The organism is Salinicola halophilus (assembly GCF_003206155.1).
Classification (GTDB): domain Bacteria; phylum Pseudomonadota; class Gammaproteobacteria; order Pseudomonadales; family Halomonadaceae; genus Salinicola; species Salinicola halophilus.
Window position 1 is genome coordinate 152,994 of record NZ_PZJV01000001.1, and the last position, 24,353, is coordinate 177,346.

Annotated in this window: 20 protein-coding genes; 15 read left to right on the plus strand and 5 right to left on the minus strand. The window is 64.4% G+C overall.

Annotated elements, in window-relative coordinates:
- From DOM33_RS00620 to sthA, 6 genes are all read left to right on the plus strand, one after another.
- On the plus strand, positions 1-681 hold the full coding sequence (locus DOM33_RS00620) for an NADH:ubiquinone reductase (Na(+)-transporting) subunit D (protein ID WP_110664877.1): 681 nt from the start codon (positions 1-3) through the stop codon (positions 679-681).
- Positions 674-1,294 (plus strand): NADH:ubiquinone reductase (Na(+)-transporting) subunit E, encoded by a 621-nt coding sequence (gene nqrE, locus DOM33_RS00625; RefSeq protein ID WP_110664879.1) that lies wholly within the window; start codon positions 674-676, stop codon positions 1,292-1,294. Before DOM33_RS00620 ends, nqrE begins: the two co-directional genes overlap by 8 nt.
- A 33-nt stretch (positions 1,295-1,327) precedes the next feature.
- On the plus strand, positions 1,328-2,560 hold the full coding sequence (gene nqrF / locus DOM33_RS00630) for an NADH:ubiquinone reductase (Na(+)-transporting) subunit F (protein ID WP_110664881.1): 1,233 nt from the start codon (positions 1,328-1,330) through the stop codon (positions 2,558-2,560).
- Positions 2,557-3,597, plus strand: coding sequence for an FAD:protein FMN transferase (locus DOM33_RS00635; protein ID WP_110664882.1), 1,041 nt, complete (start codon positions 2,557-2,559; stop codon positions 3,595-3,597). The genes nqrF and DOM33_RS00635 overlap by 4 nt, the downstream gene beginning before the upstream one ends.
- A gap of 56 nt (positions 3,598-3,653) precedes the next feature.
- Complete coding sequence (gene nqrM / locus DOM33_RS00640) at positions 3,654-3,911, plus strand: (Na+)-NQR maturation NqrM (protein WP_110664884.1); 258 nt, start codon at positions 3,654-3,656, stop codon at positions 3,909-3,911.
- Positions 3,912-3,977: 66 nt separating this feature from the next.
- Positions 3,978-5,369, plus strand: coding sequence for a Si-specific NAD(P)(+) transhydrogenase (gene sthA, locus DOM33_RS00645; RefSeq protein ID WP_110664886.1), 1,392 nt, complete (start codon positions 3,978-3,980; stop codon positions 5,367-5,369).
- Positions 5,370-5,471: 102 nt separating this feature from the next.
- Here sthA and DOM33_RS00650 read toward each other — a convergent pair whose 3' ends face one another.
- From DOM33_RS00650 to DOM33_RS00660, 3 genes are all read right to left on the minus strand, one after another.
- Complete coding sequence (locus tag DOM33_RS00650; RefSeq protein ID WP_239495216.1) at positions 5,472-6,395, minus strand: DNA replication terminus site-binding protein; 924 nt, start codon at positions 6,393-6,395, stop codon at positions 5,472-5,474.
- A gap of 212 nt (positions 6,396-6,607) precedes the next feature.
- Entirely contained in the window at positions 6,608-7,507 is a 900-nt protein-coding gene (locus tag DOM33_RS00655; protein WP_110664888.1) for a carbon-nitrogen hydrolase, read from the minus strand.
- A 160-nt stretch (positions 7,508-7,667) separates the two neighbouring features.
- Positions 7,668-8,738 carry an agmatine deiminase family protein gene (locus DOM33_RS00660; RefSeq protein WP_110664890.1) on the minus strand — a complete coding sequence of 357 codons (1,071 nt, stop codon included), beginning with the start codon at positions 8,736-8,738 and terminating at the stop codon, positions 7,668-7,670.
- A gap of 255 nt (positions 8,739-8,993) precedes the next feature.
- Between DOM33_RS00660 and DOM33_RS00665 the strand changes: the two genes are divergently transcribed.
- Together DOM33_RS00665 and DOM33_RS00670 are read left to right on the plus strand one after the other, a co-directional pair.
- Positions 8,994-10,235, plus strand: a complete 1,242-nt coding sequence (locus DOM33_RS00665; protein ID WP_110664892.1) for a lipoprotein-releasing ABC transporter permease subunit — start codon at positions 8,994-8,996, stop codon at positions 10,233-10,235.
- On the plus strand, positions 10,228-10,944 hold the full coding sequence (locus tag DOM33_RS00670) for an ABC transporter ATP-binding protein (protein ID WP_110664894.1): 717 nt from the start codon (positions 10,228-10,230) through the stop codon (positions 10,942-10,944). The genes DOM33_RS00665 and DOM33_RS00670 overlap by 8 nt, the downstream gene beginning before the upstream one ends.
- Positions 10,945-11,066: 122 nt before the next feature.
- On the opposite strand, the gene DOM33_RS00675 is transcribed toward DOM33_RS00670, so the two are convergent.
- Entirely contained in the window at positions 11,067-11,597 is a 531-nt protein-coding gene (locus tag DOM33_RS00675; RefSeq protein WP_110664896.1) for a DUF2062 domain-containing protein, read from the minus strand.
- A 56-nt stretch (positions 11,598-11,653) separates the two neighbouring features.
- On the opposite strand from DOM33_RS00675, the gene DOM33_RS00680 reads away from it, so the two are divergent.
- From DOM33_RS00680 to murB, 7 genes are all read left to right on the plus strand, one after another.
- Positions 11,654-14,014, plus strand: coding sequence for a DNA internalization-related competence protein ComEC/Rec2 (locus DOM33_RS00680; protein ID WP_110664898.1), 2,361 nt, complete (start codon positions 11,654-11,656; stop codon positions 14,012-14,014).
- Between the two features lie 96 nt (positions 14,015-14,110).
- Positions 14,111-15,850: a lipid A export permease/ATP-binding protein MsbA gene (msbA, locus tag DOM33_RS00685; RefSeq protein WP_110664900.1), complete on the plus strand. Its 1,740-nt coding sequence runs from the start codon at positions 14,111-14,113 to the stop codon at positions 15,848-15,850.
- Positions 15,847-16,854 carry a tetraacyldisaccharide 4'-kinase gene (gene lpxK, locus DOM33_RS00690; RefSeq protein WP_110664902.1) on the plus strand — a complete coding sequence of 336 codons (1,008 nt, stop codon included), beginning with the start codon at positions 15,847-15,849 and terminating at the stop codon, positions 16,852-16,854. The genes msbA and lpxK overlap by 4 nt, the downstream gene beginning before the upstream one ends.
- Before the next feature lie 67 nt (positions 16,855-16,921).
- Positions 16,922-17,122 (plus strand): Trm112 family protein, encoded by a 201-nt coding sequence (locus tag DOM33_RS00695; protein WP_110664904.1) that lies wholly within the window; start codon positions 16,922-16,924, stop codon positions 17,120-17,122.
- Positions 17,119-17,877, plus strand: coding sequence for a 3-deoxy-manno-octulosonate cytidylyltransferase (gene kdsB, locus DOM33_RS00700; RefSeq protein ID WP_110664906.1), 759 nt, complete (start codon positions 17,119-17,121; stop codon positions 17,875-17,877). The genes DOM33_RS00695 and kdsB overlap by 4 nt, the downstream gene beginning before the upstream one ends.
- Before the next feature lie 99 nt (positions 17,878-17,976).
- Positions 17,977-18,477: a low molecular weight protein-tyrosine-phosphatase gene (locus DOM33_RS00705; RefSeq protein ID WP_110664908.1), complete on the plus strand. Its 501-nt coding sequence runs from the start codon at positions 17,977-17,979 to the stop codon at positions 18,475-18,477.
- A complete protein-coding gene (murB, locus tag DOM33_RS00710; protein WP_110664910.1) occupies positions 18,470-19,615 on the plus strand; it encodes a UDP-N-acetylmuramate dehydrogenase in 1,146 nt (381 codons plus the stop codon). Before DOM33_RS00705 ends, murB begins: the two co-directional genes overlap by 8 nt.
- Before the next feature lie 113 nt (positions 19,616-19,728).
- Here the strand turns inward: murB and rne are convergent, their stop codons facing one another.
- Positions 19,729-23,607: a ribonuclease E gene (gene rne / locus DOM33_RS00715; protein WP_110664912.1), complete on the minus strand. Its 3,879-nt coding sequence runs from the start codon at positions 23,605-23,607 to the stop codon at positions 19,729-19,731.
- Positions 23,608-24,353 lie beyond the last annotated feature (746 nt).

Sequence of the window (24,353 nt, forward strand, 5' to 3'; positions counted from 1 at the left end):
ATGGCTACCGACTCGGTCAAAGACGTCGTCCTGTCCCCGGTCTTCAAGAACAACCCGATCGCGCTGCAGGTACTCGGTATCTGCTCGGCGCTCGCCGTCACCAACCAGATGAGCGTATCGCTGGTCATGGGGCTGGCGGTCATCGCGGTCACCGCGTTCTCGAACCTGTTCGTATCGCTGATTCGCAGCCATATCCCGTCCTCCATCCGCATCATCGTGCAGATGACGATCATCGCGTCGCTGGTGATCGTGGTGGACCAGGTGCTGCGGGCGTTTGCCTATGAAATGTCCAAGCAGCTGTCGGTCTTCGTCGGCCTGATCATCACCAACTGTATCGTCATGGGGCGCGCCGAGGCGTACGCCATGCAGAACGGTCCGGTGATGAGTTTCCTCGACGGCGTCGGCAACGGTCTCGGCTACGCCGTGATTCTGCTGGTGGTGGGCTTCGTACGTGAGCTTCTCGGCTCGGGGAGCGTGTTCGGTCTGACCGTGCTGCCGACCGTGCAGAACGGCGGCTGGTACGTTCCCAACGGCCTGATGCTTTTGCCACCGTCGGCGTTCTTCGTCATCGGTCTGTTCATCTGGGTGCTGCGCTGGTTCAACCCGGATCAGGTCGAGAAGACGGAATACCGCATCGTTTCCAACAGCAAGGCCAAGATCAAGGAGACCGCCAATGTTTGAACATTATGTCAGCCTGTTCGTTAAGGCGGTCTTCGTCGAGAACATGGCGCTCGCCTTTTTCCTGGGGATGTGTACCTTCCTGGCCGTTTCCAAGAAGATCTCTTCGGCCATCGGCCTGGGCGTCGCGGTCATCGTCGTACTGACGATCACCGTTCCCGTCAACAACCTGATTCTCAACTATCTGTTGAAAGCGGGCGCGCTGAGCTGGACCGGCCTCGAAGGCGCCGAGAACATCGATCTCAGCTTCTTGGGCCTTCTGAGTTATATCGGCGTCATCGCGGCGATCGTCCAGATCCTGGAGATGTTTCTGGATAAGTTCGTGCCGGCGCTCTACAACGCGCTGGGCGTCTTTCTGCCGCTGATCACCGTAAACTGCGCGATCATGGGGGCGTCGCTCTTCATGGTGCAGCGCGACTACTCCTTCGGTGAATCCGTGATCTACGGCGCCGGTGCCGGGTTCGGCTGGGCGCTTGCGATCACCGCGCTGGCCGGTATCCGCGAGAAGCTGAAATACAGCGACGTGCCGGCGAGTCTGCAGGGGCTGGGTATCACCTTCATCACGGTGGGTCTGATGTCGCTGGGCTTCATGTCCTTCTCCGGCATTCAGCTCTAACCCCAACACGAACAGGGAATACAGGAAACCGACATGATCGATACATCTGTCATCGTGGTCGGCGTCGTCATGTTCACCGCCATCGTGCTAGGGCTGGTGGGCGTGATTCTGGCCGCGCGAAGCCGACTGGTCAGCAGCGGCGACGTCTCCATCGAGATCAACGGCGACCCCGACAATACCGTGACCACGCAGGCCGGCGGCAAGCTGCTGCAGACGCTGGCCGCCAACGGCATCTTTCTCTCTTCCGCCTGTGGCGGCGGCGGCTCCTGCGCGCAGTGCAAGTGCCAGGTCGAAGAGGGCGGCGGCTCGATCCTGCCGACGGAAGAGTCCCACTTCACCATGCGCGAGAAGAAGGAGGGCTGGCGGCTCTCCTGCCAGGTGCCGGTGAAGCAGGACATGAAGGTGCAGGTGCCGGAGGAGGTCTTCGGCGTCAAGAAGTGGGAGTGTGAAGTCGTCGAAAACCCCAACGTCGCGACCTTCATCAAGGAGCTCAACCTGAAGCTCCCCGAAGGTGAAGAAGTGGCGTTCCGCGCCGGCGGCTACGTGCAGCTGGTGGCACCGCCTTACGACGTCAAGTTCTCCGACTTCGAGATCGAAGAGGAGTACCGGGGCGATTGGGAGAAGTTCAAGCTTTTCGACGTCTCCCACAAGAATGACGAAGAGATCATCCGCGCCTACTCGATGGCGAACTATCCCGAAGAGAAAGGGATTTTGAAGTTCAACATCCGTATCGCGACGCCGCCGCCCAACTCGAGCCATCCGCCGGGGCTGATGTCGACCTATGTCTTCGCCCTCAAGCCGGGTGACAAGGTGACCGTGATGGGCCCGTTCGGGGAGTTCTTCGCCAAGGATACCGACGCCGAGATGGTCTTCATCGGTGGCGGTGCCGGAATGGCGCCGATGCGAAGCCATATCTTCGATCAGCTCAAGCGGCTGAAGTCCTCGCGCAAGATGTCGTTCTGGTACGGCGCTCGTTCCTGGCGGGAGACGTTCTACAACGAAGAGTACGACCAGCTGGCCGAGGAGTTCGACAACTTCGACTGGCATCTGGCGCTCTCGGATCCGCTTCCCGAAGACAATTGGGAAGGGGCGACCGGCTTCATTCACAACGTGCTTTACGAGAACTATCTCAAGGATCACCCGGCGCCAGAGGATTGCGAGTACTACATGTGCGGACCGCCGATGATGAACGCCTCGGTGATCAAGATGCTGACCGATCTCGGCGTCGAGCCGGAGAACATCATGCTGGATGACTTCGGCGGATGATCGAAGCGTCAACGCGCAGACCGACAGGGCCGATCCTTCTGGGGTTGGCCCTGCTGCTGTTGGTCATGCTGACGGCCTGCGAGCGTGAGCCGCAGTCCTACCGACTCGAAGGGCCCATCTTCGGCACCGGGTTCCACGTTACCTTCTTCGGCGATTACGACGATGCCCGTCTGGATACGATCGAGACGCGCGTCAAGGCGTCGCTGGACCACGTGGATCAGTTGATGTCGACCTACAAGACGGACTCCGAGCTCTCCCGGTTCAATCGGGCGCCGGTGGGGGAGCCTGTCTCGCTGTCTCCGGAGACGGCGGATGTCGTGCGCGAGTCGATCCGTCTCGGCGAGATGTCTGACGGCGCATTCGATGTCACCGTCGGCGCGGTCGTGAATCTCTGGGGCTTCGGCCCGGACAAGCATCCCGACCGCGTGCCGGGTCAGGCGGCGATCGACGAGGCGCTGGCCAACGTCGACTATCATGCCCTTGAGCTCGACGGTAATACGCTGACCAAGACCCGGCCTGTCTACGTCGATCTTTCGTCGATCGCCAAGGGTTACGGCGTGGATGCCGTCGCCCGAACGCTCGATGAGCTCGATATCACGCGCTATCTGGTCGAGGTGGGCGGAGAGATCCGTTCGCGAGGTGACAAGCCCGGCGGTGAGCCTTGGCGGGTCGCCGTGGAGAAGCCGGTCTCGAACGAGCGAAGCGTGCAGCGTATCATCGAGCTCGACGACGCCGCGGTCGCGACCTCTGGAGACTATCGCAATTACTTCGAAGAAGACGGCAAGCGCTATTCGCACACCATCGATCCGCGCACGGGGCGTCCCGTCACGCATCACCTGGTATCGGTGACCGTCATCGCCGACGACTGCATGACCGCTGACGGACTCGCCACCGCCATCGACGTACTCGGCCCCGAGGCCGGGTTCGGCATGGCGCAGCGGGAGAACCTGGCGGTCTATCTCGTGGTCAAGACCGCGAATGGCTTCGAAACGCGCACCTCGAAAGCGTTCGAAGACTTTCTTCAGGATACCGACTGAACCTCGAGACTCGCTGACGGCGTACGCTGTGAGGTCAGGCATAGAGGAGACACTTCATGACGATCTGGATTCTGGCTTTTGCGGTCATGCTGTTGCTGACGGCGGGGATGGCAGTGGGCGTCATCGTTGGCCGCAAGCCCATCGCCGGTTCCTGCGGTGGGCTCAACAATCTCGGGCTGAAAGACGGCTGCGACATCTGCGGCGGTAACGATCAAGTCTGCGAAGAAGAAAGCCGCAAGAACGTGACGAGCGCTCAGCGTCGCAGCGACGAGAACCGCGGTGCCGATCTCGGCTACGACGCGATCAAGCGCTGACGCTCGCCTCGCCGACGGCGGAGAAGACTCACCGTTTCAAGCTACGCTAAGGAGCAGGCGGAACCCATGGCAGTTTCTCAATACGACGTCGTCGTGATCGGCTCGGGGCCGGCGGGCGAGAGCGCCGCGATCAACGCGGCCAAGCACGGTAAGCGAGTGGCCGTGATCGAACGACAGTCGTCGGTCGGTGGCAACTGTACGCACTGGGGGACCATCCCCTCGAAGTCGCTGCGCCACCAGGTCAAACAGATCATGCAGTTCAACACCAACCGCATGTTCCGCGATATCGGCGAACCGCGCTGGTTCTCCATTCCTCGAGTGCTCGAGCGCTCTCGCGTCACCATCGACCAGCAGGTCGAGCTGCGTACCAAGTTCTACTCGCGCAATCGCATCGATCTCTATTTCGGCGTTGCTCGCTTTCGCGACGACAACACCGTCGTGGTCCGGGACAACCATGAAGGCGTAGAGGAGCTGAGCGCGCCGCAATTCGTCATTGCGACCGGTTCCCGGCCCTATCGGCCGGCGGACGTCAATTTCCGCCACCCGCGTATTTACTGCTCCGATACCATCCTGGGTCTCTCGCACACGCCGCGGACCATGATCATCTATGGCGCCGGCGTCATCGGGTCGGAGTACGCCTCGATCTTCTCTGGACTCGGGGTCAAGGTCGACCTGATCGATACCCGTGAACGACTGCTGTCGTTCCTGGACGACGAGATCAGCGACGCGCTCTCCTACGAGCTTCGCAACAACGGCGTGCTGATCCGTCACAACGAAGCGTATCGCAGCGTCGAGGGTGACGAATCGGGCGTAGTGGTCAACCTGGAGTCCGGCAAGCGGCTGCGAGCGGATGCTTTTCTCTGGGCGAACGGCCGCACCGGCAATACCGACGAGCTGGGTCTCGAGAACGTCGGCCTGGAGCCGAACGGACGCGGGCAACTGCAGGTGGACGAGCACTACCGCACGGCGGTTTCGCACGTTTCTGCCGTAGGCGACGTCATCGGCTGGCCGAGTCTGGCGAGTGCCGCGTACGATCAGGGGCGTAGCGCCAGCGACGAGTTCCTGGGCGAGGCGTTTCGCTACGTCGACGACATTCCCACCGGTATCTACACCATTCCCGAGATCAGTTCGGTGGGCAAGACCGAGCGCGAGCTGACCGAATCGAAGGTGCCCTACGAAGTGGCACAGGCGTTCTTCAAGGACACCGCCCGCGCGCAGATCACCGGTGACACCGCCGGCATGCTCAAGATCCTGTTCCATCGCGAGACGCTGGAGATTCTGGGCATCCACTGCTTCGGCGATCAGGCGTCCGAGATCGTGCATATCGGGCAGGCCATCATGCAGCAGAAGGGCGAGGCCAACACGCTGCGGTACTTCATCAATACCACCTTCAACTATCCCACTATGGCGGAGGCGTACCGTATCGCCGCGCAGAACGGCCTCAATCGACTGTTCTGAACGACGCCAACGAGCCCGCACCCGACGGCCCACCCAAGGCGGGCTCGTCGGCTCGTCACCCCGTCGCCAAGTCACGGGGCTTCTGACGTCACGCTTGGCGGATCAGGTTTCGCCCTCGTGACTTGCCTTCTCCCGTTCGCGCTCCTCGGCAAGCTGTAGTGACGGATTGCGATAGCGATAGACCCGCAGGCTGGGTAGAAACGGCGTCTCTTCGATCTTCTGATCCGAACGTTTGGCTCGCGTTCGCGTGGCCGGCGGCGCGATCGCCGGATCGTTGCGGTGAGGTAGCTTGAGCGTCGGGTCGGGAATGAACAGCGGCAGCGGCAGATTCATTGCTCGACGCATGCGACCGTCTTCCAGCGCCTCACGGAAAAAGAGATTGGCGCGCATCACCGGCGCTTGCTGCTGAATCTGCGCCAACGGTTCGCCATCGGGAATGTCACCGAGTTTTCGCAGCTGAATGCGGATGTGCGAGGCGTCGACGTCCATGCGTTTGAGCTTGGCTTCGGCCTCGGCGACGCTTAGCCGCTTGATCGAACGTCCGCTGGTGTACCAGGCGAGCCTGACCTTGGCCAGTGGTGCATCCGCAATGGGCAGGTGACGCCAGCACTGCTTGAGATGCAGCCGGGCGAGTCCCTGGCCGCGCAGGTGGTCGTGAAGGATCGGGTGACGAAACGGAAGGACTGCCTTGGCCTCGGCGATCAGTTTGGGCGCGGCGTCGCGAATCCGTTTGAGCGTCGCCGCGAATCGCGTCTTCTCCACGTTGACCGCGTGGACGAACGCCATGAGTGCCTCGTCGGCGACGATCATCGCGACGTAAGTGCGCGTTTCGCGCCCATCCTGGCCGTCCTGATACCAGAAGTCGGTGAGGGCGCGCCGAAGCCACTGGGCATCGATCGGTTCGTCGCCCAGGGCCCAGGCCGGAGACGGCGAGGCGGCATAGGCATCCGCCAGGCGCACGACCGCATCGATGAGTCGGTCGAAATCCGCCTCGAGTTCGGCAAGCAGCTGGTATTGGGGGTCCATGATCGGTCTCGCGTGTCGTTATACCGTTATCTTACTGATTGTTTGAGATATCGGGAAAGGGGTTTCAGAGGAAAGCCACTGGCGAAGTCTTTCGACGCATTTCTGGCGGGTAGGGAGTCGCTTTTTCCGCGCTTCGGGCGAGTCACGAAGAAGCCTCTCGCCGTCGAGTGAATCGACGATGAGAGGCGGCTATCGGCTATCGACGATTTGGCTCAGCGATCGCGGTAGCGTTTGGTGAGATCTCCGTAGGCATCGATACGTCGGTCGCGTAGGTAGGGCCACATGCGACGAACCTGTTCGCTTTTCGATAGATCCAGCTCGACCAGCAGATTCTCGCTCTCCTCGCCGGCGTGGGCCAGGAGCTCGCCCTGCGGCCCGCAGATGAAACTGCCGCCCCAGAAGTCGATCCCCTCGCTGACCTGGGTCAGGTCGGGCTCGTGGCCGACACGGTTGGCGACGATCACCGGCAGACCGTTGGCGACGCCGTGCGAGCGCTGAATCAGGGTCCAGGCGTCCTTCTGGCGCTGTTTTTCCGGTTGGTCGTCCGGCGGATGCCAACCGATGGCCGTCGGGTAGAGCAGCAGCTCGGCACCGGCGAGCGCCATGAGGCGCGCGGCCTCGGGGTACCACTGGTCCCAGCAGACCAGGACGCCGAGACGACCCACCGAGGTCTCGATCGGCTCGAAGCCCTGCTCACCGTCACTGTCGCCGGGGGTGAAGTAGAACTTCTCGTAGAACCCCGGATCGTCGGGGATATGCATCTTGCGATAGTGGCCGACGCGACCGCGAGCACGGTCCATCACCACGGCCGTGTTGTGATAGATCCCCGGGGCGCGACGCTCGAAGATCGAGCCGACGATAACGATGTCGAGCTCTCGTGCCAACGATTCGAGGCGCTGCGCGGTGGGGCCGTCGAGCGGCTCGGCGAGATCGAAGAGCTCGGCATCCTCGCACTGGCAGAAGTAGTGCGTGGCATGGAGCTCTTGAAGCATCACCAGTTCGGCGCCCTGGGCGGCGAGTTCGCGAATCCCGGCTTCGCTGACTTCCAGGCTGCGCGACTTTTCCGGCCACGCCTGCTGCTGTACCAGACCGACCTTGAGTGTCTTGGCCATGCGGTCTCCTCCCGTCAGGCTGTATCGATGGGGTGCGGATCACACCCGAAATCGCTTCGATCCTACCGCAAAACGGTAGCGAAACGCTGCGCAATCACCGCGATTGTTGTGGCGCGTTTCTACCGCGCTGATTCGCGCCAGATCTTGATCGCGACGGGGATTAGAGGACGTCGGCATCCGGCTCCTCGTCCGGCGTCGCGGCGAGAGTGCCCCTTGGCAGTTGCATCGTCAGGCAGTGCAGGCTGCCGTGCTGGCGGATGACGGCGCGACAGTCGATGGGCACGATGTCGCGGCCCGGAAATGCCTCGTGGAGTACCGTCAGCGCGCGAAAATCGGCCGGATCGGCATAGGTCGGCACAAGCACGGCGTCGTTGAGGATCAGGAAATTGGCGTAAGTGGCCGGCAGTCGGTGGCCGTCGTCGGGATCGAAGCAGGCGCGGGGCCAGGGCAGCGCCAGCAGGCGATAGGGCGAACCATCCTCCCGGCGCAAGGACTCGAGCTCCGCTTCCATTGCCTGCAGCGCCGCGTAGTGAGGATCCTGCGGATCGTCGCAGCGCACATAGGCGATCGTGGAGGGATCGCAAAAGCGGGCCAGGGTATCGATATGGCTATCCGTGTCGTCACCCTCGAGATGCCCGTTTTCCAGCCAGAGCACTCGAGAAACGCCGAAGTCGGTTTTCAGTCGACGTTCGATCGACTCTCGCGACGCCGTCGGATTGCGATTGGGGTTGAGTAGGCAGGCGCTGGTGGTCAGCAGCGTGCCCTCACCGTCGGCTTCGATGCCGCCGCCTTCGAGCACCCAGTCACGTGCCTCCAGCGGCGCTGCGAAGATGCCGGCGGCATGCAGCGAGCGGGTGAGACGGTTGTCGCGCGCGGCGGGAAACTTGCCGCCCCAGCCGGTAAAGACGAAGTCGAGCAGCGTCGGACTACCGTCGCGCTCGATAGCGATGGGGCCATGATCCCGCGCCCAGGTGTCGTCGCTTGCGGCAATAACGAACCGGCACCGCGACGCCGGCACGCCAAGATGCGTGAAGCGAATCGTGAGGCGTGCCTGCTGTGCGGCGTTGTGAATCGTGACTAGTACCGTCTGATAGCGAGTGATCGCCACCACCATGGCTTCGAGCGTGGCTTCGATATGATCGATCATCGACGCCCAGTCGCTCTCCGGCGTCGGCCAGGTCAGCTGTATGGCGTCCTGCGGATGCCACTCGGGCAGCAGACGTGGCGACATGGGCGTTCTCCGAAAGGGCGTCGACGGTGGGAAGGGCGAGCGCCACCGGCTCGCGGAGCGAAATTGTAGGGCCTGGTACCGATGATGCAAGCCTTTCGACAGCGCACGCAGTGAGCGCAGGAAGCGGCGCGCGAGGCGCGAACCAGCGTGAGCCCGCTCGCCCGGTGTCGGAAGGGAGCGACGGCGCCAGCGAGGCGTTTGCGGCAGGGGGTAAAACCCGTAACATGAGCCGCTGCTGACAAGGATGCGATCCCAATGCTCGACCGTTTACCCTTTCTACTGGGCCTGAGATACGTCAGGGCCAAACGCCGCAACCATTTCATCTCCTTCATTTCTCTGACATCGATGCTGGGGCTCGCGCTCGGCGTGGCGGTGCTCATTCTGGTGCTGTCGGTCATGAACGGCTTCGATCACGAGCTGCGGACCCGAGTGCTGGGCATGGTGCCGCACACCCGCATCGAGGAGCAGGGCGGGATGCGCGACTGGAAGGCGCTGGCCGAGCGAGTCAGCCAGCACCGCCATGTCCAGGCTGCCGCCCCCTACGTCGAGCAGCAGGGCATGTTCTCCGCTCAAGGGCGGACTCAGGGCGCGATGGTCACCGGTATCGAGCCGGACTACGAGCGTCACGTCTCGATCATCGATCAGCACATGCAGGCGGGTAGCCTCGATGACTTGCGCGGGGGCAGCTGGAACGTGGTGCTCGGCAGTTTGCTCGCGCGCAATCTCGGGGTCAGCGTGGGCGATCGCGTCACCCTGCTGGTGCCGGAGGCGTCGATCACGCCGGGCGGGGTCTTCCCTCGACTCAAGCGTTTCACTGTCAGCGGTATCTTCAGCGTCGGCGCCGATCTCGACGCCAATCTCGCCTATGCGAGCATGGGCGACATGCAGACGCTGGCGCGCATGGGTGACGATATCGGCGGGCTACGACTGGAGCTCGACGATCTCTTCGAAGCGGGCCCGGTCACGCGAGACATCGTCTCGAACCTCGGCGCCGGCTATCGCGGCATGGACTGGACCTACACGCACGGCAATCTGTTTCAGGCGATCCAGATGGAGAAGCACATGATCGGCCTGCTGCTGATGGTCATCGTGGCGGTGGCAGCGTTCAACATCGTTTCCACCCTGGTCATGGTGGTCACCGACAAGCACGCCGACATCGCGATTCTGCGCACCATCGGCGCGACGCCGAAATCGATCATGGGCATCTTCGTGGTGCAGGGGATGGCGATCGGCCTCATCGGCATGGTGATCGGTGTGGTCGCAGGCATCGTGCTGGCGTTGAGCATCTCCGACATCATCGCCTGGGTTCAGGCCGTCACCGGCATTCAGTTCCTCGACCCCAACGTCTATTTCATCAGCTATCTGCCCTCGCGACTCGAGTGGAGCGACGTGGGTGTCATCGTCTCCAGCGCTTTCGGTCTGACGTTCCTGTCGACGCTCTACCCGGCATGGCGCGCGGCGCGTATTCAACCGGCCGAGGTCCTGCGCTATGAGTGATATTCACGTCGAATCTCGCGCCCCCAAGGAGAGCGCCATCATGCTCGACTGCCGTCAGTTGACCCGAACCTACAGCGAAGGGCCGCAGAATCTCACCGTGCTCGATCATCTCGATCTGCAGGTGCGAGCCGGCGAGCGCGTGGCAGTCGTGGGCAGTTCCGGGTCGGGCAAGACAACGCTGCTCAACCTGCTGGGCGGCCTCGACCGCCCGACGGATGGCGAGATCGTCATCGGCGGACAGTCGCTGGCGGGGCTCGGCGAGGCGGATCTGGGACGGTTTCGCAATCGCTACATCGGCTTCGTTTACCAGTTCCATCATCTGCTGGCAGAGTTCACGGCGGCAGAGAACGTCGCCCTGCCGCTGATCGTTCGCGGCCAGTCGCGCAAGGCGGCCACCGAGCGGGCCATGCAGCTGCTCGAACGGGTGGGCATGGGGCCGCGAGGAGCACACAAGCCGGGCGAGCTTTCCGGCGGCGAGCGTCAGCGCGTCGCCATCGCCCGCGCCCTGGTCACCGACCCGAGTCTGGTGCTGATGGACGAGCCCACCGGCAATCTCGATCAGACCACCGCGGCCAACATTCTGGCGATGATGGACGAACTCGCCACGACCACGGAGTGCGCTTTCATCGTGGTCACCCACGATCTCTCTCTGGCGGCCCATCAGGACCGCATGCTGCGCCTGGATCAGGGGAAGCTCACCCCCGCCTAGTGTCGCCATTGCGACGGACTGACGTCGCCTCGCTAAAGCCGACGCCGCCCTGGACGATCAACAGTCCAGGGCGGCGTTGTCGTATCGGGTCTACATCCGGTATCGGCAATCCCTGCCCTGGGTCAACGCTGCTGACGGCGCTGGCGCCGCCGGGCGCGACGACGCCAGCTTCGCGCGATCTGCCAGCGCCATACCAGGCGAACGATGACGTTGCTCGACAGCGCCAGCAGCAGCCCGACGACGATGGAGCCGACGTAGAGCGGTACCACCAGGTGGGTCATCTGGTCGGCGATCCAGGCGGTACTGATGTGCTGCGGCACTTCGCGGGCCGGGTAATCGAGCAGCCAGGCACCGACCCGGTAATTGAAATAGAAGATGACCGGCATCGTCAGCGGATTGGTGAGCCAGACGAGGCTCACCGACAGCGGCAGGTTGCCACGAAAGCCATAGGCGCCGACGGCGGCGAGCACCATCTGAAATGGAATCGGCAACATGGCCGCGAAGAGGCCCACCGTGCAGGCGCCCGCAACGCTACGGCGGGTGAGCACCCAGAGGGCGGGGTCGTCTAGCCAGTGGCGCATGAAGCGCAGTGAGCGAGCGTGCTGCAGCTTTTCTCGAGTAGGGATGAAGCGTTGTAGCCATCGACGAGACATGGGGCCGCTCGCTGAACGAAGTCGGTCCATTATCCATACAACATCGAGATATCGCCATGTCTGACACGGGCCGGTATGGCGCGGCGTTCGCAGAGCGCGTTCCTCGCGCCGGTCTCGCGATGCCGGTCGCGCTCTCGGCCCTTGTCGGCGCGTTCGCTGGCAGGGCGCTGGTGGACATCGAGGGCCTGGCGCTGCTCGCTGGCGTAGGCGTCCTGGTCCTGCTCGGAGGCATCATCGGGTGGCGCCGCCCGGGCGCGTTGCTCTGTCTGCTGGCGTGTCTCTGGTGCGGCTGGCAAGTGTACGACGCCACTGGCAGTCGCTTACCGGCGGCGGTCGCCGGCGACGATTTCCGGCTCGAGGGCGAAATCGAATCACTCCAGGTCGAGGCGAGGCGCTCGCGGTTTCGACTGCGTATCACCGCCTGCGCGCCGCTGGATGATGTCACCGATGAGGCGCGGGACTGTCCACCACTGCGTGTGGCAAGACTCTCCTGGTATGACGCGCCGAGCCTGCGCGCCGGTCAGCGCTGGTCGCTGACCGCCCGCCTTCGCGAACCGCTGGGATTCGCCAATTTCGATACCTTCGATTACGGCGCCTGGCTCTGGCGAGAGGGTATCGACGCACTCGGCTACGTGCGCGGCGATGCCGAGATGCGCGCGGAGGCACCGTTCTCGCTTCGACAGTGGGCGCTCGGGCGACTCGCGACGCTCGATCTCACGCCCCGCGGGAAGCGTTGGCTGGCGGCGCTGACGTTGGGGGCGGGCGATCGTCTCAGTGATGACGACTGGGCACTGCTCAACGCGACCGGCACGACGCATCTCATGGTCATCTCGGGTCTTCACGTGGGGCTCGTCGCCACCCTGATGCTTTGGCTGCTGCGTGGGGTCTCGCGTTTGATACAGCCTAGCGCTTGGCGAATGACGCTATGGCCCTGGATCGGGGCCGGTGCCGCGGCGTTCGCCTTTGCGGCGCTCGCGGGGTTCGAGCCCCCCGCCATGCGAGCCGCGATCATGGCCGGCGTCGGCCTCTGGGCGGCGAGCGGACGGCACGCTCCGGGCTGGTGGCAGGCCTGGTGGCTGGCGCTCGCGTTGGTCCTGGTCGTCGATCCGTTCGGCCTCTGGCGACCGGGCGTCTGGCTCTCCTTCACCGCGGTCGGCGTGCTCATTCTCGCGTGGTCGGGTCGGCGTCCGCCGCAAGGCGTGCGCGGCTGGTGCTGGGCACTGCTGCGCAGCCAGTGGCTGCTGGCACCGGTAATGGCGGCGGCCGTGTTGATCGCCTTCGGGCGCCTGGCGCCGGCGGCCCCGCTGGTCAATCTGGTGGCGGTTCCGCTGGTGAGTGCTGTGCTGGTGCCACTAGGGTTCGTCGGCTGGCTGGGCGCTCCTTGGCCGGCGTTGGCGAGCGTCTTGTGGTGGCCGTTCGAGCAGTTCGCGGCCGGCCTGGCCGCAGGCCTTGCGATCTGTGCGGCACACCTGCCGCTCTGGGAGCCGCCACCCAGCCAGCGGTTACCACTGGCGCTGGGCTTCGGGCTATGGGGTGCGCTGTGGGTGCTGCCGGGATTCGACACCCGCTGGCGACTGGCCGCGAGCGCCATGGTGACGGCTACCCTGTTCGGTCTGAAGACGCCCGAGGTCGAGGAGGGAACACTGATCGTCACCGTCCACGACGTGGGGCAAGGTCAGCTCGTCGAACTCCGAACCGCCCAGCAACGCGTCGTGGTGGATACCGGGCCTCGCTTCTCCAGTGGCTTCGCGCCGGCCTCGACGCTCTGGCGTTCGGGACAGGCGTTCGATGCCGTCGTGGTGACCCATGGCGACATCGATCATGCCGGGGGTATCGAGACGTTCAAGGCGCAGCATCGGGTCGCTCGGTGGTGGGCGCCGCCGGGCAATGCGCTTGGCTTGCCGGCGCGTCATTGTCACTCGGCGACGGGGTGGGTGGCAGGCGAGTCGCGCTGGGAGTTTCTTTCGCCGCCGGCTGCCGCCGCCGGGCTTACGCGCAACGCGCGCTCCTGTGTGCTGCTCGTCACCCTCGGCGAACGTCGGGTATTGATTACCGGCGACGCCGGCGTCGCGGAGGAGCAGGCGTGGCTGGATACGCTTCGCGCGGCGCCGGTCGATGTTCTCGTCGCGGGTCATCACGGGAGCCGCAGCAGCTCTTCACAAACGTTCGTCGCGGCCAGCCGGCCGCGAGAGGTGGTCTTCAGCAGCGGACGCGGCAATCCCTACGGTCATCCAAACGCCGAGGTCGTGGCGCGATTCCTGGCGGCCGGTAGTCGAATCTGGAATACGGCATTCGACGGTGCGGTTCGTTTCACGCTGACGCCGTCGGGGATCGAGGTTCACGCCAGGCGCGAGCCCGGCTGGCAGCGGCGGGCTGCTGTCGAGGGCGGGGCGGTTGGGGTAGAATCCAGCCCCTGAACGCACCCGACACTGAACGGTCGGCCTCGACTCGGCGCTGGCGGGTGCCTCTCGGCCCGCGGCCGAGCTCTTTTTCCACGGTCGGATGGAGTTACCGTGTCACGATTTTCCAGCTGGGCTCTCTACCGACAGCTTCTCGAATACGTCCGCACGGAGTGGCGCTCTTTCGCGCTGGCGGTAGTCGGCTACGCCATCTACGCCGCCTCGAGCACGGCGCTCGCGGAGATGATGAAGCGCCTCATCGACGGCATTCAGGAGCCGGACGCCGCGTTTCGCTATTTCCTGCCGCTGTTCGTGATCGGCATGTTCGCCGCCCGCGGGGTAGGCACCTTCCTGGGCACCTACTTCATGAGCAACGTTGCACGTAATGTGGTGCATCGACTGCGCTGCAACGTGTTCAATCACATGCTCCATCTGCCGGGGCGCTTTTTCGACATGCACTCCAGCGGGCATCTGATCTCGCGGGTGACCTATCACGTCGAGCAGGTGACCGGCGCGGCCACCAATGCCATCACCGTGATTCTACGCGAGGGGCTCTTCGTCATCGGCCTGATCGGCTATCTGCTCTGGACCAACTGGCTTCTGACGCTGATTTTTCTGACGGTCACGCCGCTGATCGGTCTGGTGGTTCGCTACACCAGCAAGCGATTTCGCAAGATCTCGCGACGTATTCAGAACTCCATGGGGGACGTGACCCACGTCGCTTCCGAAGCGCTCAGCGGCTATCGCGTGGTGCGCACCCACGGGGCCGAAGAGTACGAGAAACGCCGCTTCGAGGCGGCCAGCAACTACAACCGCGAGCAGAGCATTAAAGAGGCGATGACCAAGGCGACGAGCACACCGGTGATCCAGCTGCTGGTCGCGCTGGCGCTGGCAGGGCTGGTGTGGCTGGCGATGGCCCCGGAGCTGATGAGTACCATGACGCCGGGTGAATTCGTCGCCTTCATCACCGCGGCTTCCCTGCTGGCCAAGCCGATCCGTTCGCTGACCGACGTCAACAGCATCATCCAGAAAGGTCTTTCGGCCTCGCAGGAGCTATTCGGTCTGCTCGAGCAGCCCACCGAAGTCGATGAAGGCCGCCGCGATCCGAAACGACTCACCGGCGACGTGCGCTTCGAGTCGGTGAGTTTCGCCTACGCCGAGGATCAGCCGTCGGTGCTCGAGCAGATCGAGCTCGAGGTGCCGGCGGGTGAAATGGTCGCCATCGTGGGGCGCTCGGGTAGCGGCAAGTCGACGCTGATGAGCCTGCTGCCGCGCTTCTATCGGCCGACGCAAGGGCGCATCCTGATCGACGACGTCGACATCCAGGAGTACCGGCTCTCGCCGCTGCGCCAGCAGATCGCGCTGGTGTCCCAGCAGGTGACGCTGTTCAACACCACCATCGCCGAAAACATCGCCTACGGGGCGCCGGAATCGACCCGTGAGTCGGTCGAGGAGGCCGCGAAGGCCGCCTATGCCCACGAGTTCATCGAACGGCTGCCGCAGGGCTACGACACCCTGGTCGGCGACAACGGGGTCATGCTCTCGGGCGGGCAGCGCCAGCGGCTCGCGATCGCTCGGGCGATCTTCAAGGACGCACCGATTCTGATTCTCGACGAGGCGACCTCGGCACTCGACACCGAGTCCGAGCGCTATATCCAGCGCGCCCTCGAGGTCGTCTGCCGCGACCGCACGACGTTCGTCATCGCGCACCGACTATCGACCATCGAACGGGCGGACCGCATCGTAGTCATGGAGCAGGGCGAGCTGATCGAGATGGGGACCCACGCCGAGCTGCTGGCGAAGGGCGGCGCCTATGCATCGCTTCACCAGCTCCAGTTCCAGGAAAAAGCGTGACCCGTCTCGAGCGCGCCTGGTATCGCGACGCCGGCTGGCTGTCGCTGCTGACGCCGCTCGAGGCGCTCTACCGATGGCTGGCGCGGCGGCGGCGCGAGCGGTTCGAAAACGGACGTCGGACGATCTGGCGGGCGCCAGTGCCGGTGATCATCGTCGGCAACCTGACGGTGGGGGGAACCGGCAAATCGCCGCTGGTGGCGCGCCTGGTTCGCGATCTCGAGGCCGCCGGCTGGCAACCCGGCATCGTCTCCCGAGGTTACGGTGGCAAGGCCGCTAGCTATCCGCTGCTGGTCACGTCGGATACATCGGTCGCCGAGAGCGGCGACGAGCCACTGATGCTGGCGCAGCAGACCGGTGTTGCAGTGGCGGTCGCCCCCGACCGCCCCCGTGCGGCTCGTGCGCTGCTCGAACGATGCGGCTGCGACATCCTGGTCTCCGACGACGGGCTTCAGCACTATGCGCTGGGTCGCACGCTGGAGCTGGTGGTCGTCGATGGCCGCCGGGGGCTCGGTAACCGTCGCTGTCTGCCTCGAGGTCCGCTACGCGAGCCGGTGGCGCGGCTCGACGAGTTCGACGCGCTGATCGGCAACGGTGGGTTCGAGGCGATCGACGCACGGGATGGTGTCGGCGTGCCGAGATTCGACATGCGCATCGTGCCGCGCCAGTGGCGGCATCTCGCGAGCGGTCGTGTACTGCCGATTTCATCGCCGCCGTTCGGTGAGCAACCTGTCGAGGCGCTGGCGGGCATCGGCCATCCTCAGCGATTTTTCGATACGCTGACGGCACTGGGCGTCAATCATCGCCCTCACGCTTTCGGCGATCATCATCGGTTCGCGCCCGAAGACCTGCCCGCCGGTCGTGGTCCGGTCGTCATGACTGCCAAGGACGGGGTGAAATGCCAATCCTGGGCGGACGAGCGCTGCTGGGTGCTGGATGTCGAGGCCGAACTCGACGACGCTTTCGATGACTGGTGGCGGGAACGTATCGGGGACGACGCTCTCTGATGAGGGCGAAACGAGCACACCTCGGGCTTCAGCCCGAGGCACGACGATTTCACTGCGAGGAATGCCGATGGACAAGCAAATGGTAGCCATGCTGGTCTGCCCAGTGAGCCAGAGCGAACTGGTCTACGACCGCGAGCGGGAGGAGCTCAAGAGTCGCGTCAGCGGCCTTGCGTACCCCATTCGCGATGGGATCCCGGTGATGCTGGAGAGCGAGGCGCGAACGATGACGACCGAGGAGAAGCTCGGTAAGGCGGCACCCGCTCCATGAGCGATTTCGTCGTCGTCATTCCGGCCCGCTACGGTTCGAGTCGTCTGCCCGGCAAGCCGCTGCTGGAGATCGCCGGGCTGCCGATGGTTCAGCACGTCTGGCAGCGTGCCTGCGAAAGCGCGGCCTCTCGAGTGGTCATCGCTACTGACGATGCACGGATCGAGCAGACCGCTCGAGCGTTTGGCGCCGAAGTGGTGATGACCCGCAGCGATCATCATTCCGGTACCGACCGCCTCGCCGAAGTCGCCGCCGCGCTCGGGCTGCCGTCGCAGGCGCTGGTGGTCAACGTGCAGGGCGACGAGCCGCTGCTGCCAGCGAGCGCCATCGACTGCGTCGCCGAGCGCCTGGCGTCGGACGCCGGCGCTTCTATCGCCACGCTCGCCGAGGCGATCGAGGATGTCGACACGCTCTTCAACCCCAACGTGGTCAAGGTCGTGGTCGACAGGGCCGGTCGCGCGCTCTACTTCAGTCGCGCCCCGATTCCCTGGGATCGCAATGCTTGGAAGACCCAGCCGCCGGTGCACATCGAGAGCGAAGGCTGGCTTCGTCATATCGGTCTCTATGCCTATCGCGCCGGCTTTCTCGCCGAGTACGTCTCCTGGTCGCCGGCGCCGATCGAGCAGCTCGAACAGCTCGAGCAGCTCCGGGCGCTCTACCAGGGGCATCGCATTCAGGTCGCGACCGTCACCGAACCCTATCCTGGCGGCGTGGATACGCCGGAAGATCTCGAGCGCGTTCGTCAGGTCTTTCTGTAGGACGTCGATGAATCTTTACGCGATCCGCATTCATCGTGTCGTGTTGCCGATGCGTTCATCGACGCGCGATCGTGAGTCACTGAGAAGGAGAGCCGAGCCATGATTCAAGAGATTGCGCGGTGGCGTATCCTGTTCGTGTGCCTGGGTAATATCTGTCGCTCCCCGACCGCCGAGGGCATGCTACGCGAGCGGCTGACGCAGAGGGATCTCGCAACACGCGTCGATGTCGACTCTTGCGGTACCGGCGACTGGCACGTGGGCGAGCCGCCGGATTCCCGGGCCGTCGAGGCGGCAGCGGCGAGGGGCATCGAGATCGCCGGGCTGCGCGGCCGTCAGCTCGACCTCGAGGATTTCGCCACCTTCGACGAGATCCTGGTCATGGATAGCGCGAATCTCGACCACGTGATGGCGCTCAAGCCCACCGGCGCCCGGGCCGAAGTGCGGCGTTTGATGAGCTACGCCGGCCAGCCCGAGGCCGATGTGCCGGACCCGTACTTCGGGGGCGAGGCCGGTTTCCAACATGCGCTCGATCAGATCGACGCGGCCGTAGAAGGGCTGACGGTATCACTGATGCGACGTGTGGCAGCCAGCGATGCTTGAAGCCGCCCGTGGCCTGGAGTTCGAGCGCGATCTTTCTCACGCCAATACGATGGGGTTGCCCGCCACGGCCGCCCGCTTCTGGCGAGCACGCAGTGATCGCGATGTCGCCGAGGGGCTACGTCAAGCCAACGAGCACGACTGGCCGCTGACCGTGCTCGGCGGCGGCAGCAACCTGCTGCTGCCGCCGCGTATCGAGGGGCTGGTGATCTCCCCCGATATCGAAGGTGTCGAGTTCGTCGGCCAAGCCGATGGGCGGGTGAATGTCATCGCCGGCGCCGCCGTGCGCTGGCACGATCTGGTCGCGGCCTGCGTCGAGCGCAATCTTTGGGGGTTGGAGAACCTGGCGCTGATTCCGGGTTGGGTCGGGGCCGCGCCGATTCAGAACATCGGTGCCTACGGCGTCGAACTCGCCGACAGGCTGTCGTGGGTCGAGCTGATCGACCGTCGCGACGCCGAGTGCTACCGGCTAACGCGTGACGAATGTCAGCTCGGCTATCGTGACAGCCGCTTCAAGCGCGAACTGACCAACCGAGTCGTCATCACTCGGGTCTGCCTGACGCTTTCCCGGCGTCCGATGCCACGGCTCGACTATGGCGTGCTCAGCCAGCGCGTCACCGCGCCGCTGACCCCGAGAGCGGTCTTCGACGCGGTCTGTGCGATTCGTCGCGAGAAGCTCCCCGATCCCCGGGAACTCCCCAATGCGGGTAGCTTCTTCAAGAACCCCCTGGTTTCGGAGACAACCGCTGCCGCACTCGCCATCGAGTCGCCGGGCATGCCGACCTATCGCCAAGCGAGCGGTGACGTGAAGCTGGCAGCGGGCTGGCTCATCGATCAGTGCGGGCTGAAGGGGTGGCGGCAGGGCGCTTTTGGCGTCCATGAACATCAGGCGCTGGTTCTGGTGCATCTTGGCGGGGGGAGTCTGGCGGGCCTGCTGGCTTTTGCCGAAGAAATCGTTCAGCGGGTGAAGGCGCGCTTTGACGTCGTACTCGAACGCGAGCCGAGGCTCGTGGCTGAACTCGGCGTCCCCAAGCATGGCGCGATTGAGCATGGCGCGATTGAGCATGGCGTGACCGGGTCTGGCGTGACCGGGCCTGGCATTGGCGCGAGTCCGGACGAGAGGGGCCGGACGCAGAGATGAAGCGACGCGATTGAAGGCTATTCGGGGAGGCCGTCGCTAACGGATAGCAGCACATGAAAAAGCCCAGACCAAGGTCTGGGCTTTTTCGTTGACGCCGATCGAGTCGCTAGGTTTCAGCTCTCGCTGTTACCGCGCTCGCGACGACGTTTCTCCCGCGGGTCGTTGTGCGCGCGACGCCGTGTTGCAGAAGCGTCCGAGCTTGACGCGGCGTCGGGCTTGGCGGCCGTCGCCGCATCGCGCTGCGCCGCAGGCTTCGTCGCTTGCGTGGTAGAGGCTGCCTCGTCGTCCGTCTTGGCACTCGGCTCGACCGACGACGACTCGTCTCGCTTCGGCGAAGTCGGCTCGACCGACGGCGACTCGTCGCTCACCGGTGACGCAGCAGGGCGTTCGCTGGCGGCTTTGCTGTCCGCTGCCGTCACGGTGTCCTGCTTCGCCGGCGATGACGCACTCGGTGCCGGCGCGGCGGGCGCAGGCTGCGCTACCGTGCTGGGCGATGTCGGCTGCTTCGGTGCGACGTCCTTTTCGACCGCATCGCTAGCGTCGGCAGGCGTCGCGGTCGTCTCATCCGCCTTCGGCGCTGCCTCGTTCACCGTTGGTGCCGCCTTGTCTCCCTCGGCGCTGTGCGGGACGGCACCGGCTTCCGCGGATGAGTGCGGTTTGGGCGCTGCCGGAGCGGACGTTGCTTCGCGCTGAACCGCGTTATCATCCTGGCGAGCGGCCGTCGCCGGCTTCGTCGCTACCGATGGCTGGACTTCGGCTTTGGCGCCATCGTCAGTGGTCGAGGCCGGCTTGTCGACGTCCGCTAACGCCTTCGTGGACGGCGCGGGGCTGGCATGGCGCTCGCTCGATTCGTCGGTAGTGGTCGGAGCCGGTTCGGCAGCCTCGGCCGACGCCGGTTCGGGCTTGCGCTCTTGGGTGCTGGCGACCGGTGACGGGACGGCGGCACTCTTTTCCGAGTCGATGTTCGCCGCCTCGAGGGACGCCGCGACCGACGAATCCGACGTCGGCGCTTCCCGTGGGGCAACTTCGGGCTGCGTTTCGGCCTGACCCACGTCTGCCGGTGTGGCGCTACGCACCTGGTCGCGGGGCGTGGCGCTGGCGGGGTGCTCGGTGCTCTCGGTCGCACCAACGGTCTCGGCCGGCGCTGCCGTCGCGGGCTTGGCGTTACGCTTGGGCTTCGCCGCCTTGTCAGCTTGAGCGCTATCGGCCGAGTTCGTCTTCGCGGCGGGGACCGCAGCCTGCGTCTCAGGCGTCGATGTCGCAGCCGAGTCGCTTGCCTTCGGCGTCACCGTCTGATCGTCGGTTGACGTCGTCTGGCCTTTGACCGTCTCCGAAGCCTGCGCTTTCGCTGTCTTGGGCTGGCTGGCATTCACCGTTTCAGACGCTGCAGATTCGTCCTGAGCCGGCGCTTCGGAGGTCGCGCTCGTCTCTGGCGCTTTTGCGGCCTCGGCCTCTAGGCGCTGCTGCTGCTCGACGGCGGACGGGTTCAGCGCATGCTGACGTGAGCGCTTCCGCGGGTTGTTGCGAGTGCGCTTCGGCGTCGTGTCGACGGCGGTCGCGGCAACACCCGAGTCGTCGTTCGCTACCTCGGGCGCGGGTTGGGTCTGGGGTTTACGCTCGCCCTTGTTACCTTCGTTCTTATTGCCGTCGCCTTTGTTGCCGTCGCCTTTGTTGCCTCCGCCCTTGTTGCCGGCGTTGGCCTTGTCGGGCTTGGGTCCGCGCGTCTCCTGACGTCCGTTGCTCTTCGACGACGTATTGGCGTCCGAACGGCTGGCGCTGCTCTGACGGTCTTCCGACTCCTGCCGGCTATCGCCTTTCTGGCGTCCACCGCCCTGGCGGCCGTCACCGCTGTTGCGGTTGTCGCTTCCCTGACGGTTATCCTGAGAGCGACGACGACGATTGCCGTTCTGACGGTTGCTGCCGTCGCTCTGACGGCCACCACCTTCAGTCTGACGATTGCCACATTCACTCTGACGGCCGTTTTCGCTCTGACGATTCGCGCCCTCGCTCTGACGATTGCCCGAGTCGTTCTGGCGGTTGCCGTTTTCGCCACGACGCGAGTTGCCGTCGCCGCGCTGGCCGTCGCTGCGGTTCTGCCGCGAGCCACCGTTACGGCCCTGATTGCCGTTCGTCGATGTCTCGGGCTCGCGCTCGTGACTGCCGCGACTCTGCTGGGACGTCGCGGCGGTCGACTGCGAAGGCTCTTCGTCGTGCCGACGGCGACCGAAGAGGCCGCGGAAGAGCTGAATCAGCCCACCGTTGGCGGTGCCCGACGGCGTCTGGGAGTCACTCGTGCTGTCGGCGCTCGGCTGGGTCGGTGCCTCGGCGGGCTTGGCCGGGGCGCTTTCGGCCGCTTCGGACTCCTGGCGCAGCGAGTCCGGCGCCGGTGCCGTGTGCGCGACGCTCTGGACGGCCGCCTGGGTGCGTTGGATCGGCTTGGCTAGCGTCGTTTCCGGCTCCTTGAACGCTTCGCTCTCCAGCGAGAGCTCATAGCTCGACTTCTGCTCTTCACCCTCTTCCAGGACGTGGTCGTCGCGGAAGCGCTGAACGTCGTAGTGCGGCGTATCGAGCTCGGGGTTCGGCAGCAGCACGACGCGCACATCCTGACGCCGCTCGACGTCGGAGAGCACGTTGCGCTTCTCGTTGAGCAGGTAGGTAGCGACCGGCACCGGCAAGATGGCGCGAATCTGGGCGCTGCGCTCTTTCATCGCTTCCTCTTCGATGAGGCGCAGGATGGAGAGTGCCATCGACCGGACGTCGCGAATCGTGCCCTGACCGTCGCAGCGCGGGCAGACCACGCCGCTGGTTTCGCCGAGCGACGGGCGCAGACGCTGACGCGACATCTCCATCAGGCCGAAGCGGGAGATGCGACCGATCTGAACCCGGGCGCGGTCGAGCTTGAGCGCGTCGCGAACGCGGTTTTCCACTTCGCGCTGGTTACGTGCCGGCGACATGTCGATGAAGTCGATCACGACCAGACCACCGATGTCGCGCAGGCGAAGCTGGCGGGCGATCTCGTCGGCGGCTTCGACGTTGGTCTGCAGCGCGGTCTCTTCGATATCGGCGCCGCGGGTGGCGCGGGCGGAGTTGATATCGATGGAGACCAGCGCTTCCGTGTGGTCGATCACCACCGAGCCGCCTGAGGGCAGTTTGACCTCGCGCTGGTAGGCGGTCTCGATCTGGGATTCGATCTGAAACCGCGAGAAGAGCGGCACGTCGTCGGTGTAGAGCTTGATCTTCTGCTGATACGACGGCATCACCTGACGAATGAACGCCAGCGCTTCCTCGTGGACGCTCTCGCTGTCGATCAGTACTTCGCCAATGTCCTGGCGCAGATAGTCGCGCATGGCGCGGATGATGACGTTGGATTCGCGATAGATCAGGAAGGGGGCGGGGCGCTTGACCGCTTCGGTTGTGATCGCTTCCCACACTTGAACGAGGTAGTCCAGATCCCACTGCAGCTCTTCGGAGGAGCGGCCGATGCCCGCGGTGCGCACGATGACGCCCATCTTGTCCGGCAGCGTCAGCTGATTCATCGCCTCCTTGAGCTGAGTACGCTCCTCGCCCTCGATGCGTCGCGAGATGCCGCCGGCACGAGGATTGTTCGGCATGAGCACCAGAAAGCGCCCGGCCAGGCTGATGAAGGTGGTCAGCGCCGCGCCCTTGTTGCCGCGCTCTTCCTTGTCGACCTGGACGATGACTTCCTGGCCTTCCTTGAGGACTTCCTTGATGTTGGGGCGGCCTGAGGGCTCTTTGGAGAAGTACTCGCGAGAGATCTCCTTGAGCGGAAGGAATCCGTGGCGGTCGGCGCCGAAATCGACGAAGGCAGCTTCGAGGCTGGGTTCGAGACGGGTGATCTTGCCGCGATAGATATTGGCTTTCTTCTGCTCTCTTGCGCCGGACTCGATGTCCAGGTCGTAGAGGCGTTGTCCGTCGACGAGTGCAACGCGCAGCTCTTCTGGCTGGGTCGCGTTGATGAGCATTCTTTTCATACGGTCTCGCTAATTGAGCGTGCCGGTGGAAGGCAGGCCGCAATCGGCGACGACGAACCGCAAGCGGTCGTGGTGTGCTCGTGCACGTTAGTGAAGCGACCCGGCAGGATGAGTCAGAACGATGCGCGCCCGACGATTCGGGCGTCGAGGATCGCAAGGGCTCGCGGGCGACTCGGTAGGGATGTCCGGGAACCGCTTGTCGATCGGCGGAGCCTGCGACACGGTTCTGGTCGACGTACGTCGAGTTCGATGGCGCGCCCGCTCGTCACGGTTACATCTTTACTGTCACGGCCTGCTTGTCGAGTGCTGCACGAACATGAATTGAGTACGAAACGGTGGCGAAACATGTCGCGGTGCGCGATCGAGCGCATCCGGTTTCGCAGACTGCCGTTTATATCACTTGGCATTGTTCGGTTCGGCGACGCCTTCCACCGGTACTTGTGGGTTTCCCTGATCAGCCCTCTCGGCCCATGCCGTCGAGTCGCGGGAGATCGAGGTTGGCGTTCCAAACGTGCTTTGATCGTTCTCGCGTGGCCACCGAGTGACGGCGCTGAAGGATCGAGACATTTTTTCGCTCCGACCGGCATATCCAAGCGCCGGCGCGTTGATGCGCATAAAGCCCATCGAGCGAGGTCGCAATATAACAGTAATGCTGTTCGAGCAGCAATTGAGCGGACATGGGCCGGTGCGAGCACTGCAAGACAGGTTGGGAGGCGGTAACGGCGCGGGTGGCACTAGGTTAGAAT